The sequence below is a fragment of the Streptomyces sp. MAI_2237 genome (genome assembly GCF_054189285.1).
In genome coordinates this window covers 386,996-400,046 of the sequence record NZ_JAJPGQ010000001.1, presented here as the reverse complement: position 1 = coordinate 400,046, position 13,051 = coordinate 386,996, and the positions used below count along the sequence as shown (strand labels likewise).

Here is a 13,051-nt window from a genome sequence, read left to right as displayed (position 1 = left end):
GACGTCCGGCTCACTCCGGCACCTGGCGCATCTCCAGCACGTGCAGGCCCAGCGACTGGCAGCGTGCCAGCAGCCCGAACAGCTGGGCCTCGTCGATGACCGATCCGAACAGGACCGTCTGCCCCGACATCACCACGTGGTCCAGCTCAGGGAAGGCCTTGGCCAGCGTCTCCGACATGTGTCCGTCGACTCGGATCTCGTAGCGCATGGGCTTTGCTCCCGCGAGCGGCCTGGTAAGGCGGTCTGCGCCCCGTACCGCGATGGTCCGTCCCTGCGGCGTGCGGGACCTCACCCGGCAGAGGTGATCCGTGGCCGCTTCGGCGGATCGATGCGCCGGGCCCCCGGAGATGCTTCGGGACGGTCAATGCGTCACGACGAACTTGAAGGAGACGATCAGCAGGCCGAGGAGGAGGTTGACCGCCGCCGTGGCCACCACCAGGCGCCACGAGGCGCCGGACCTCCGCGCCGCGGCCATCGACCACCCCACCTGACCGGCGACGGCGACGCACAGCGCGAACCATAGGGTTCCCGGCACGTCCAGCCCCAGCAGGGGACTGACGGCCACGGCGGCGGCCGGGGGGACGGCGGCCTTGACGATCGGCCACTCGTCGCGGCAGGCGTGCAGCACCGCGTGCCGGTCGAGGGGGCGCTGCGCCAGCCGTGCCCCGAACAGCTGGGCGTGCACGTGCGCGATCCAGAAGACCAGGCCGGTGAGCAGCAACAGCAGGACGAGTTCCAGCCGCGGGGAGGAGCCGAGCGCGCCGGCGCCGATGACCACGGAGGTGGCGAGCATGGAGCCGTAGACGCCCCCGGTGTAGTCCGTGTGGGCGGTCTGCCGGGCGGCGTCCGCGCGGGCCGCGCCGCGATCGGTTCGGGTCATCGCAGTCCACTTCCGGGTCGGCGGGGCGGGTGGTGCACGTGCGGCTCAGCGAGGTGAGCCGACGGCCCCGGTCGGTGTGCCGGTCTCCCGTCGTCTGGTCCGGCCCGTGCCGGCCGGCAGGTTCGAGGTGACGAGGAAGGTCGCCACCGTGACCCCGCCGGTGGCGAGGATCGCCGCCTTCAGGCCGTTGAGCTGCGCCGACGCATAGGAGTCGGCGACGGCCTCGACCTCGGACGGCGGGAGCCCGGCGTTTTCGGCCGCCGAGCGCACCTGGTCCGTGGTGACGAAGGAGATCCCCGACTCCAGGGCGATGCCGGTCTGTTTGCGGGCCTGGTCCGACAGCCGCGGATCGTCCTCCACCTGCGCGGTGAAGGCGGCGGCGAGCGCGCCCAGGAGGATCGAGCCGATGAGTGCCGTGCCGAGCGCGGAGCCCAGGTTCTGGGCCGTGAACTGCAGGCCGCCGACCTCACTGCGTTCCTCCTCGCCGGCGGTCGACTGGACGACGTTGCCCAGCTGCGAGGCCAGCAGGCCGGTGCCGACCCCGACCAGGGCCATGGCGCCGGCGAACTGCAGGTCGTCGATGACCGGGTCGATGGTCGCCAGCAGCCATACGACGGCCCCCGCGAGGACGACCAGGGCCAGCCGGACGACCCGGCGCGGACCGGCCGCCCGGCCCAGCTTGGAGGCGAGCACGGAGGCCACGAGCATCGTGACCGAGACCGGAAGCAGCCTCAGGCCCGTCTGGAACGCGTCGAAGCCCTGCACCACCTGCAGGTACAGGGGGATGACGAAGAACAGCCCGAGCAGGATCAGGTTCTGGCCCAGCAGGGCCAGCAGGCCGGAGCGCAGGGCGGGCCTGCGCAGCAGGGGCAGATGGACGAGCGGGTCGGCACCCGTGGCCTCGCGGTGCCGCTCCCAGTGGGCGAAGCCCGCCAGGACGAGGACGCCGGCGCCGACGACGAAGAGGGTGGGGGAGAAGCCGAAGACGGTGAAGGGAGGGTTGCGGGGCGACACCCAGCCCCAGGTGCTGCTCTGCAGCACGCCGAGCACGCCCAGCGCCAGCCCGGACGCCGACAGCACGGCCCCGACCCCGTCGAGCCCGGGACGCCGGGCCGTCCGCGCGACCTCGGTGATCATCCGCCGGCACAGCAGCATGGCCAGCACGACCACGACCTCGCCCGCGAAGACCAGCCGCCAGGTCAGGTACGTCGTCACCCAGCCGCCCAGCAGCGGGCCGACCGCGATGCCGGCGCCGGCGAGTCCGCCGATCACGCCGTAGGCGACCGCGCGGTCCGGCCCGCGGTAGGACTCGGCGACCAGGGCCGCCATGGCCGGCAGCACCATGGCCGCACCGATCCCCTCGATGACCGACCAGCCCAGCGCCAGGACCCACACCGAGGGCGCCACGGCGGTCAGGGCGGACCCGGTGCCGTACACGACCAGTCCCAGGAAGAAGACGCGCCGGCGTCCCAGGATGTCGCCCAGCCTGCCCCCGATGATCATGAATGCGGCCATGACCAGCGCGTACAGCGTGATCACGGCCTGGATGGTGGTGACCTCGGTGTCGAAGTCCTTGACCAGCTGGCTGATCGAGACGTTCATCACCGAGGTGTCCAGGACCATCAGGAACTGGGCCGTCCCCAGCACGATCAGAGCGCGCCAGCGTTTCACTGTGCCCACCTCGCCGAGTCGGGCCGGAGCGGCGCCGGGTCGGGCGCCGGTCCCATCGCACCGGAAGCGGGGCACCGGGCGCCTCACCCGTCGCGGGCGAGCCGGGGTCCGCTCACAGCAGTCCCATGTCCCGGGCGCGCCGCACCGCGGCGCCGCGCCGGTTCACCGCCAGCTTCCGGTACAGGCTCTTCAGGTGCGTCTTGACGGTGTTCACCGACACGTACATGTCCGCGGCGATCTCCTGCGTCGACATCATCTGCGCCAGTCGCCGCAGGACGTCGCGCTCGCGTGCGCTCAGCTCCTCCACGACGATCGGCGCGGGCGGCGTCCCGGGCCCGGCCGGGTCCTCGCCGGCCGGGTGACCGGCGGTGAGCCAGCCCGCCGCCAGCCGGTCCAGCGGCGCCGTGACCAGCAGCGGCCGGATCCACCGCCCGGCGTCGAGGAACGGCCGCCGCAGCCGCTCGCGCCGGGCGTCGAGGAGGGCCTGCGCGACGAGCCTGCGGGCGGTGGCGGTGTCACCGGCGGCGTCCGCGGCCATGGCCTTGACCAGCGTCGCCCGGACGGTCACCGCCGGGCCGGTCCGGCCGTCGGCGCGGACGCTGTCGAGGAGGTCGATGGCCTCCTCCACGTTGCCGGCTGCGCACTGGATGCGAGCGGCCTCGGTGGCCCACGACGGCTGGTCGTCTCCCAGCTTCCGCAGGATCTCGGTGGCCTCCCCGGCCCGCCCTTCGGCCAGGCGGGCCGCCGACGTCACCAGCTTCTCGTGGCTCTCGGCCCACGGCGAGGCCACGACGGCGAAGACGTCCGGGTCGGCCGCCTCGACGGCCGCGCGGGCGTCGCCGCGGGCCAGCTGGAGCCGGGCGCTGACGATGGCCCGGCCGGCGGCCGTGACCGGATCGTGCGGGGCGGCGGAGTGCTCGGCCGCCTCGTCCAGGAGGGTCTTGGCCCGGCCCAGTTCGTTGCGGTCGACGGCGACGCCCGCCAGTACCACCTGCTCGATCCCGGAGCCGGCCGGCGGGGACGGGTCGAACCGCTCCGCCTCGGCGACCGCCTCCAGCGCCTTGTGCTCCGCCCTGCCGAGCCAGCCGTCCAGGTAGTCGATCAGCGCGAGGTGCCCCAGGGACTCCTTGCGGGCGAGCACGGTCGAGGCGCTGTCGGGTGCGTCGGCCGCCTTGGCCAGTGCGGCTCGTGCCTCCTCGAAACGCCCGGCCCACAGGCGCGTGGAGCCCAGGTGGGTGAGCAGGAGCGCGGGCAGCTCCGGGTGCTTGAGCAGCAGATCGGGGGCCACGTCCTGCCGCACCTCGTCGGCGGACTCGGCGGCCAGCTCCGCGCGGGTGGGGGAGCCGGTCAGCCGGGCCGCCAGGGCCTCCAGCAGTGCACAGCTCAGCCGTGCGGCCGCCGGATCACCGGTGACGCCGTCCAGCCGGGCGCGTGCCTGGCGCAGATGGGCGCTGCCGTGCCGGAAGTCGCCGTGCGAGAGGTCGCGGGCCGCCCGTACGAGTTCGGTGGCGGGGCTGGTGGTCTCGGGCCCCATCCCGGAGAACAGCTCGGCCAGGTCGTCGGAGCGCAGTCCGGTGAAGAACCGGCCGATGGCCAGGTCGTCGACGAGGGCGGCGGCGGTGAAGTCCCAGTCGCCCGCCGCGGCCCCGTGGGCGAGGGCCTCGGGCAGCGATCCCGCCTGCCGCAGCCACCGGGCGGCCCGCCGGTGCAGCTCGGGCGCCAGGCCGGGGCGGCGCACGCACAGGTGGGCGCGGAGTATCTCCCCGAACAGCGGGTGCAGCCGGTACCAGGAGTGGCCGAGCTGCTCGACGAAGGCGTTCTCCCGGTGCAGGTCGGCGAGGATGCGCGCGGAGTCGGCGCGCCCGGTCAACGTGTTGGCCAGATCCGGATTGAAGCGGTCCAGGACGCTGATCCGCAGCAGAAGGTCCTGTGTGGCCTCCGGCTGCCGTTTGAGCACCTCGGCCAGCAGGAAGTCGGCGATGGTGCTGCGGTCCGCCTCGAACTCCTTGAGATAGAGCTCCGGGTCCTGGCTCTCCTGCGCGGCGAGCGCGCACAGCCGCAGTCCCGCGGCCCAGCCCCGGGTGCGGTCCACGAGAGCCCGCGCCGCCGGCACGGACAGCCGCAGACCGTGCAGCCGGAGCAGCGCCACCGTCTCCTCGGGGGTGAAGGCCAGCTCGGCGGCGCGGATCTCCGTCAGTTCGCCGGCCGCCCGGTACCGGTGCAGCGAGAGCAGCGGTTCGGTACGGGTGACGAGGATCAGCCGCAGCCCCCGCCCGGCGTGCTGCAGCACGAACTCCAGCTGCTCGGCGACGTCCGGTTCCGTCACGCGCTCGTACTCGTCGAGGACGACGGTGACGGGCGGGTCGGCGGTGGCGAGGTCCTCGGCGATCGCCGACAGCAGCCTGCGGTCCACGTGGTGTGCGTCGGCGGGATCCTCGATGCGGTCCGAGAGGTGTCTGCCGCTGGTGCGCAGGGCCTGGAGGAAGTACGCCCAGAACATACCGGGCCGTTTCTCCTCCGCCTCCATGGTGAGCCAGGCCACCGGCCGTGCCTGGCCGGCGGCCCAGTCGGCGAGCAGCAGCGTCTTCCCGGCGCCGGCCGCTCCGTTGACCATGGTCAAGGGAGTCGGCGGCGAGTGGTCCAGACGCTCTTTGAGCCGCGGTCGCGCCAGGAAGGTGACAGGCCGCGACGGCAAGGTGAAGCGCGTGCGTAGGTAGGGGTCCCCGAGCGGATCTGTGTACTGTTCGGCCGATTCGAGCTGGTCCTCGTCGACAGACACGGCGCTCACCACCACAGTGCGTCAGGTCATGGGCAGCGCTCCCCATCGCTGATCATCCCATCGTTCTCCGGTCCGCGCTCGGCACACATGAGCCAAAGGTCTGCGGGCAGGGCCGAACGTCCCGGACCGAGCGACCTATGGGCCTACAACCCCCGGCCGGCCTCCCGGTACGCCCGCCAGCCGCCGTACGACGTGATGTCCTCGGCGTCCTCGAGGGCGCTCGGTTCGCACAGGAAACCGGGGACCAGGCTGCCGTCCGCCAGTTCCACAGGGCCCAGGGTCATCGGGCGGGGCAGGGCGGCCAGCAGGCGGCCCAGGCCCTCGGCCGGAAGGCGCCACACCTCGGCGTCGATCGCGGCCCCCGTCTCGCCGACCCGGACCAGACCGGGCTTCGGCGGGGTGGTCCGCAGTGCGTGCAGACGGTACGCCGGGGCGGTCGTGGTCGTGCGCTCCAGGCGGGCGCCCAGCGACAGCAGCTGGGGGTTCAGGGGCTGGCCCGACAGGTGGGCGCCGACCACCGCGACCCGGGTCTCCGGCCGGAGCAGGCCGGCGATCGTCGTCAGCCGCCGGTCCGTGAACGCCGGGCCGATGAGCATCACCCCGAACGGGAGCCCGTTCACCTCGCCCGCCGGTACGGCCACGGCCGCCAGGTCGAAGAGGTTGGTGGAGTTGGTGAAGCGGCCCAGGCGGGCGTTGGCGCCCAGCGGGTCGGCGGCGACCTCGGCCAGGGTGGGATGGCCGGGCGCGGTGGGCAGGAGCAGGGCGTCGGAGTCGGCGAGCTCGGCGAGGGCGCGGGCGCGCAGGACGGCGAGGCGGTCCAGGTCGGCGTAGAGCCGGTGGGCGGGGATGTCGCGGGCCCGGGTGATGATGCCGGTGACGGTGGGGTCCAGCCCCTCGGCGCCGTCGCGGACCGCTTTGTCGAGGAAGGCGCCCACCGCCGTGTAGCGCTCGGCCACGAACGCGCCCTCGTAGAGCATCGCCGCCGCCTCGGTGAACGGGGTGAGGTCGAGCGTGCGCACGTCGGCACCGGCCGACCTGAGCTGTGCCACGGCTGCCTCGTAGGCCTGTGCCCAGCCGTCGTCCAGTGCGCCGAGCCGGCCGGGCGCCGGGATCGCGACGCGCCAGGGGCCCGGTGCCCGCTGCGGGAGCGGGGGGAGTTCCCGGGCCGGCGGGGACGTCATGTACGACAGGGCCTGCTCGGCCTCCGGGAGGGTGCGGGCGAACACGGTCACGCAGTCGAGGGACGCGCAGGCCGGGACGACGCCCGTGGTGGGGACCAGGCCGCGGGTCGGTTTCAGGCCCACGATGCCGTTGAAGGCCGCCGGGACCCGGCCTGAGCCCGCGGTGTCCGTGCCGAGGGCGAAGTCGACGATGCCGAGGGCCACGGCGACCGCCGACCCGGAGCTGGAACCCCCGCTGATCCGGGCGGGGTCGTGGGCGTTGCGCACGGCGCCGTAGGGGGAGCGGGTGCCCACCAGGCCCGTCGCGAACTGGTCCAGGTTCGTCGTCCCCAGCACGATCGCGCCCGCCGCCCGAAGCCGGGCGACCACCGGTGCGTCGGACGCGGGCCGGTAGGCGTACGCCGGACAGCCCGCGGTCGTGGGCAGTCCGGCCACGTCGATGTTGCCCTTGGCCGCGAACAGGCGTCCGGCGAGCGGAAGCCGCTCACCGGCGGCGACGCGTTCGTCGACGGCCCGGGCCTCCGCCTCCACCTCCTGCCGCGGACGCAGGTCGATGAAGATCTCGGGCCGGTCAACCGCCTCGATGCGGGCGTGGGCGGCGCGGACACGGGAGAGAGCGGACATGGTGTGGGCCTCTTTCGCTTCCTCGACCGGAGCGGTCAGTTCGTCACCGGGGCCAGGACGAGCAGGGCCGTGCCCGCCTCCACCTGGTCGCCCGGTCGCGCCAGGATCTTCGTCACCACGCCGTCCGTCGGCGCGTGCACCCTGGACTCCATCTTCATCGCCTCCAGCGCGAGCAGCGGCTGCCCGGCCGACACCGTCTCGCCCGGCCGGACGTTCACCTGCCAGACCGAGGCGGCGAACTCGGCCTCCACCAGCCTGCCCCCGGGCGGGAGCACGACCTCGGCGGGCGCCGCCGGTGGCGCGGCCGCCGCCTCGGCGCGGGCGAACTCGCCCGCCGCCTCCCACGCCTCGCGCTCGGCCGCGAACGCCGCCTGCTGCCGGGCCCTGAACTCGCCGATGGCGTCGGCGTTCTCGGCCAGGAACGCCTGGTGGGCGGCGAGCGAGAAGGTGCCCTCCTCGATGCGCGGCACGAACCGGCCCGAGGTGATGTCGGCCCGCAGCTCCAGGAGTTGGTCCGGGCCGACGGGATACCACTTGATGCGGTCGAAGAAGCGCAGCAGCCAGGGGGAGCCCGGTGCGAAGGCGCCGCGCTGCTGCCAGCCCGACCAGACCTGGGTGGTGCGGCCGACGAACTGGTAGCCGCCGGGGCCCTCCATGCCGTAGACGCACAGGTAGGCCCCGCCGATGCCGACCGAGTTCTCGGCCGTCCAGGTGCGCGCCGGGTTGTACTTGGTGGTCACCAGGCGGTGACGGGGGTCGAGCGGGGTGGCCACGGGGGCGCCCAGGTACACGTCGCCCAGGCCCAGGACGAGGTATTCGGCGTCGAAGACCGTGTCGTAGACGTCGTTCACCGAGGCGAGGCCGTTGACGCGGCGGATGAACTCGATGTTCCACGGGCACCAGGGGGCGTCGTCGCGCACGCCCGCCATGTAGCGGGCGATCGCCTCGCGGGTCGCCGGGTCGTCCCAGGAGAGGGGGAGGTGGACCGTGCGGGAGGGCACGACGAGCTCGTCCGTGGGGGGCAGGGCCGTCGCGATCTCCCGTACCCGGCACAGGAGTTCGCGCTGCGGCAGGCGGCCGGGGTCGGTCCGGATCTGCAGTGAGCGGATGCCCGGGGTGAGGTCCGTGACGCCGTCCAGGTCCGCCGCGGCCACCGCTTCCATCAGCGCGTGGACGCGCATGCGCAGCGCCAGGTCCAGCTGCATGGGCCCGAACTCCACCAGCAGGTTGTCGTCGCCGCTGCGGCGGTAGGTGACGTCCCCGTCCCGGGCCAGTACGCCGCCGTCCACGATGTCCGCGCGCGGCGAGCCGTCGACGGCCACCGGCGCGAAGCGCACCGTGTCGCCGGGCCGGAGTTGCCCCAGCTTCCAGCGCTCGGCGCTGAGCACCGTCGCCGGGCACACGAAACCGCCAAGCGACGGCCCGTCCGGGCCGAGCAGCACCGGCATGTCACCGGTGTAGTCGACGGCGCCGACCGAGTACGGGGTGTCGTGGATGTTGGACGGGTGCAGGCCCGCCTCGCCGCCGTCGGCGCGGGCCCAGCGCGGCTTGGGGCCGACCAGGCGCACGCCCGTGCGCGCGGAGTTGAAGTGCACCTTCCAGTCGGCAGCGTAGAAGTCGCGGATGTCGTCCTCGGTGAAGAACTCCGGTGCCGCGTGCGGGCCTTCGACGGCGCCGATCCGCCACACGGCGCCGAAGGACGGCCGGTCCGCGGCCGGCACCGGCGCGCCGTCCCGGGTCTGTCGGCCGCCGTGCAGGACGTCACCGGTGCGCAGCGCCCGGCCGCCGTGGCCGCCGAACCCGCCCAGCGTGAAGGTGCTCGCGCTGCCGAGGAAGGCCGGGACGTCGAGGCCGCCCGCGACGAGGACGTAGGTGCGCAGGCCGTGCCGGGCCGGTGCGGCCGTCTCCAGGACGGCACCGGCGGGCACCGTCACCGGCTCCCACTGGGCGACCGGCGCACCGTCGACGGTGACCTCGGCGGGGGCGCCCGTCACACACACGGTCGTGGGGTGCGTGAACCGCAACGCCGGTCCCTTGAGCGTGCATTCGAGACCGGGGGCGCCCTCGTGGTTGCCGACGGCCCGGTTGCCGAGCCGGAAGGACAGGTCGTCCATCGGGCCGCACGGGGGCACACCCACCTGCCAGTGGCCGGTGCGGCCCGGCCAGTCCTGCACGGTGGTCAGGGTGCCGGCGGAGACGACCTCGATGCGGGGAGTGGGGTCGGTGACGCGGGCGAGGGTCGCCGTCGAATGACCGGCCGTGCGGAAGGCGTCGTCCGCCAGGGCCGCGCGGACCAGGCCCAGGTTCGTCTCGATGCCGTCGACGCGGGTGCGGGCCAGGGCCTCGTCGAGCCTGCGGAGCGCATGGGCGCGGTCGGAGCCGTAGGCGACGACCTTCGCCAGCATCGGGTCGTACGACGTCGTCACCTCGGTGCCGGTCTCCACCCAGCCGTCGACCCGCACGCCCGCCGGGAACTCCACCCGCGTCAACAGGCCCGCGCTGGGCCGGTGTTCACGGGAGGGGTCCTCGGCGTAGAGCCGGGCCTCGACGGCGTGGCCGCGCGGGGGGCCCGGGTCGCGGACGACGTCGCGTTCGCCGCGGGCCAGGCGCAGCATCCAGGCGACCAGGTCGACGCCGTACACCTCCTCGGTGACCGGATGCTCCACCTGCAGACGGGTGTTGACCTCCAGGAAGTAGGCCTCCTCCCGGGCGGCGTCGTAGACGAACTCGACCGTGCCGGCCGAGCGATAGCCGACGGAGGCGCACAGGTCGCGGGCGCTGGAGGCCAGCCGCGCGCGCACCTGGTCCGGGAGACCGGGGGCCGGTGCCTCCTCCACCACCTTCTGGTTGCGGCGCTGCAGCGAGCAGTCGCGGTCGCCGAAGGTGACGACCCTGCCGGCGCCGTCGCCGAAGACCTGCACCTCGACATGGCGGGCGTGTTCCACCAGGCGCTCCAGGAACACCCCGGCGGAGGCGAAGGAGGCGGCGGCGACCCGCTGGACGCGCTCCCAGGCGTCGGCCAGCTCCTCGGCCGACCGGCACGCCGACATGCCGATGCCACCGCCACCGCCGGTCGCCTTGAGCATGACGGGATAGCCGATGGCGGCCGCCTCGGCGAGCGCCTCGTCCAGTGACGCCAGCAGTCCCGTCCCCGGCGCCAGCGGCACCCCCGCCGCCTGGGCCGCCGCCCGCGCGGTGTGCTTGGCGCCGAACAGCTCCAGCTGCTCCGGCGCCGGCCCCACGAACACGATCCCGGCGTCCTCGCACCGGCGCGCGAACAGGGCGTCCTCGGACAGGAAGCCGTACCCGGGGTGGATGGCCCCCGCCCCGGTGTCCTTGGCCGCCTTCAGCACCAGGTCGGCGTCGAGGTACGACTCCTTCGCGGGCGCGGGGCCGAGCCGTACCGCCTCGTCGGCCAGGCGGACGTGCGGTGCCGAGCGGTCGGGGTCGGAGTACACGGCGACCGTGCGCAGGCCGAGTTCGCGGGCGGTGCGGATGATGCGCACGGCGATCTCGCCGCGGTTGGCGACCAGCAGCGTGTCGAAGGTCATCGTGCCCCTCCGGTGACCGTCATCTCCACCGCCGTCGGCTCGAAGCCGTTGCAGGGGTTGTTGATCTGGGGGCAGTTGGAGACGAGGACGAGGACGTCGCGCTCGGCGCGCAGGACGAGCCTCAGGCCCGGGGCGGAGAGACCGTCGACGATGCCCAGGGTGCCGTCCCGCTCGACCGGCACGTTCATGTACCAGTTGATGTTGGAGACCAGGTCGCGCTTGCCGAGGCCGTGCCGGGCGCCCTCGGCCAGGAAGTTGTCCACGCACGCGTGCTGCGCGTACGTGTGGTGACCGTAGCGCAGGGTGTTGGACTCCTTGGAGCAGGCCCCGCCGACGGTGTCGTGGCGGCCCACCTCGTCCTCGACCACCGTCATCAGCGGGCTGTGCTCGTTGGACATCAGCACGCTGCCCGTGGTCAGGAACAGGTTGCCCTGCGCCTGGATCGTGTCGGGCGCGCTGTAGCGGACGGCCGTGTCGTGGGCGTCGTACACGAGGAAGTCCACGGCCTGGTTGCCGTGCAGATCGGTGATGGTCAGCGTCTCGCCCTCGCGGACGATCGACGACCAGGCGGCGCGGGCCGGGACCACGGTCTGCGTACGAGCCGCGTCGGTTGTCATGCGAGCCCCCTGGAAGAGAGGAATCCGGCGGTGTTGAGGAAGGCGCGGCGGCCCTCGGGGGTGGCGTCCCACAGCGGGTCTCCCGGTGCGGTCGGCGCGGCGCGCCAGGCCAGTACCTCCAGCGGGGTGGAGACGTACTCCTCCCGCGGGTCGGCCGGGTGCGGCACGTTGGCGATCAGCACGGTGACGTCCTGCTCGGTGCGCAGCGTGACGCTGCCTCCGGGGCCGGCCGAGCCCGTGAAGTCGAGGGAGCCGTCCTCGCGGACGCGTACGCCCTGGAAGAAGGAGAGGGAGGGCGGCAGGTCACGCGGCTCCAGGCCGTTCTTGGCCGCCGCCAGTTTCAGCAGCTCCCGGCCGGCGGGGGAGGCCGACTGCGGGGTGCCGTCGCCGTACCGCCGGGTGTTGCGTACGAGGGTGGAGGTGCCGCACAGCGCGTCGTGCCGTCCGGAGGTGTCGGCGACGACCGACGCCAGGACCCGGCCCTGGTCGGACAGCAGCAGCCGGCCCTCGCCCAGGTAGGCGTTCCACTGCACCTTGACCGTGTCGGCGACGTTCAGCCGCTCCCAGGGCCGGTCGGCGACGTACAGCAGCAGATGGGCGCAGGCGTCGCCGCGCAGGTCGGTCAGGCGCAGCTCGGTGCCGCGGGCCAGCACGCGGTGCGTGTAGTTGCCGCCCGCCACCGTCTCCGCCCACAGCAGGTGACCCGCCTCGCAGGGCGGGGCGGGCCAGTCGGTCGCCGGGACGACGGGCATGGCCTCGGTGCGGGCGCCCTCCTGGGCGCGGGCATGGTCTCGGGCTCCGTACGTGGTCGCTGTCGCCATCGCGGACCTCCGGCTGCGGGGTGGCTCGTAGGGGGTGGGCCCCGGGGGGCTCCCGGGGTACTTCTGTCGATCGACGTATTTCTGTCGTTCGACAGAAATTAGAAGGGCCGGGCGGGTCGAGGGCGTTGCCCGCGCGTTGCCGGTCGGTTACCGGGTGCTCACCAAGATCACCGCGAGGCCGGTGGAAGGGCCGGTGTGCGAGGATCGACCGCATGGGGACGACAGGTGGGCGCCGGGTCGGCAGGCCACGGGCCGCCGGGCGGCCGGACAGCGGGCTCTCGCCGCGCGACGAACTGCTCACCGCCGCCGCCGAGTTGTTCACCACCCGCGGTTACGCGGCCACCTCCACCCGGGCGGTCGCCGAGCGGGCGGGCATGCGGCAGGCCTCCATGTACCACTACGTCTCCGGCAAGGAGGAACTCCTCGCCGAGCTGCTGGAGTCCACCGTCACGCCCTCGCTGGCCTGCGCCCGTGACCTGCTCGCCGACGACGCCCGGCCGGCCGGGGAGCGCCTGTGGGAACTGTGCCGCACGGACGTGGCGCTGCTGTGCGGCGGCCCGCACAACCTCGGCGGACTGTATCTGCTGCCCGAGGTGCGCGCCGAGCGGTTCGCCGGCTTCCATGCCGTACGCGCCGAACTCAAGGACGCCTACCGGCAGTTGCTCGCCGCGACGCCCGCCGGCGGGGCGCTCGCCAAGAGCGAGCTCGACCTCCGGACGGATCTGCTGTTCGGGCTGATCGAGGGCGTCATCCTCGTGCACCGCTCCGACCCCGACCGCCCGGTGGCGGTGTTCGCGGAGGCCACGGCGGACGCGGCCCTGCGCATCGCCGGCGTCTGAACCGGCCGCCGGGTCACGGCCGGAAGTCGACCTTCACTCGTCACGGTGAGTGATTGTCGCACCCGCATTCGCCGTCACTCGCTGTGTG

9 protein-coding genes are annotated in these 13,051 nt (G+C 73.8%); 1 reads left to right on the top strand and 8 read right to left on the bottom strand.

Annotated features, from left to right (window positions below):
* Positions 1-10: 10 nt before the first annotated feature.
* The 8 genes from LN251_RS01880 to LN251_RS01845 form a co-directional block, all read right to left on the bottom strand.
* Complete coding sequence (locus LN251_RS01880) at positions 11-208, bottom strand: hypothetical protein (RefSeq protein WP_458242791.1); 198 nt, start codon at positions 206-208, stop codon at positions 11-13.
* Positions 209-361: 153 nt separating this feature from the next.
* Positions 362-880, bottom strand: coding sequence for a hypothetical protein (locus LN251_RS01875; RefSeq protein WP_458242790.1), 519 nt, complete (start codon positions 878-880; stop codon positions 362-364).
* Positions 881-925: 45 nt separating this feature from the next.
* Positions 926-2,551: an MFS transporter gene (locus LN251_RS01870; protein WP_458242789.1), complete on the bottom strand. Its 1,626-nt coding sequence runs from the start codon at positions 2,549-2,551 to the stop codon at positions 926-928.
* A 112-nt stretch (positions 2,552-2,663) separates the two neighbouring features.
* The gene (locus LN251_RS01865) at positions 2,664-5,345 is read right to left on the bottom strand and encodes a LuxR C-terminal-related transcriptional regulator (RefSeq protein ID WP_458242788.1); all 2,682 of its coding nucleotides are present in this window, start codon (positions 5,343-5,345) and stop codon (positions 2,664-2,666) included.
* A 128-nt stretch (positions 5,346-5,473) separates the two neighbouring features.
* A complete protein-coding gene (atzF, locus tag LN251_RS01860; RefSeq protein ID WP_458243244.1) occupies positions 5,474-7,174 on the bottom strand; it encodes an allophanate hydrolase in 1,701 nt (566 codons plus the stop codon).
* On the bottom strand, positions 7,171-10,686 hold the full coding sequence (locus LN251_RS01855) for a 5-oxoprolinase/urea amidolyase family protein (protein ID WP_458242787.1): 3,516 nt from the start codon (positions 10,684-10,686) through the stop codon (positions 7,171-7,173). Before LN251_RS01855 ends, atzF begins: the two co-directional genes overlap by 4 nt.
* Positions 10,683-11,303: an urea amidolyase associated protein UAAP2 gene (locus LN251_RS01850; protein ID WP_458242786.1), complete on the bottom strand. Its 621-nt coding sequence runs from the start codon at positions 11,301-11,303 to the stop codon at positions 10,683-10,685. Before LN251_RS01850 ends, LN251_RS01855 begins: the two co-directional genes overlap by 4 nt.
* Entirely contained in the window at positions 11,300-12,124 is an 825-nt protein-coding gene (locus LN251_RS01845) for an urea amidolyase associated protein UAAP1 (RefSeq protein WP_249836608.1), read from the bottom strand. The genes LN251_RS01850 and LN251_RS01845 overlap by 4 nt, the downstream gene beginning before the upstream one ends.
* Before the next feature lie 212 nt (positions 12,125-12,336).
* On the opposite strand from LN251_RS01845, the gene LN251_RS01840 reads away from it, so the two are divergent.
* Positions 12,337-12,963 carry a TetR/AcrR family transcriptional regulator gene (locus tag LN251_RS01840; RefSeq protein WP_458242785.1) on the top strand — a complete coding sequence of 209 codons (627 nt, stop codon included), beginning with the start codon at positions 12,337-12,339 and terminating at the stop codon, positions 12,961-12,963.
* Positions 12,964-13,051: the final 88 nt, after the last annotated feature.

Excerpts from the sequence above, each read along its gene's own strand:
- LN251_RS01880 (WP_458242791.1), bottom strand. The coding sequence starts at position 208 with ATGCGCTACGAGATCCGAGTCGACGGACACATGTCGGAGACGCTGGCC.
- LN251_RS01875 (WP_458242790.1), bottom strand. The coding sequence starts at position 880 with ATGACCCGAACCGATCGCGGCGCGGCCCGCGCGGACGCCGCCCGGCAG.
- LN251_RS01855 (WP_458242787.1), bottom strand. The coding sequence starts at position 10,686 with ATGACCTTCGACACGCTGCTGGTCGCCAACCGCGGCGAGATCGCCGTG.
- LN251_RS01850 (WP_458242786.1), bottom strand. The coding sequence starts at position 11,303 with ATGACAACCGACGCGGCTCGTACGCAGACCGTGGTCCCGGCCCGCGCC.
- LN251_RS01845 (WP_249836608.1), bottom strand. The coding sequence starts at position 12,124 with ATGGCGACAGCGACCACGTACGGAGCCCGAGACCATGCCCGCGCCCAG.
- LN251_RS01840 (WP_458242785.1), top strand. The coding sequence starts at position 12,337 with ATGGGGACGACAGGTGGGCGCCGGGTCGGCAGGCCACGGGCCGCCGGG.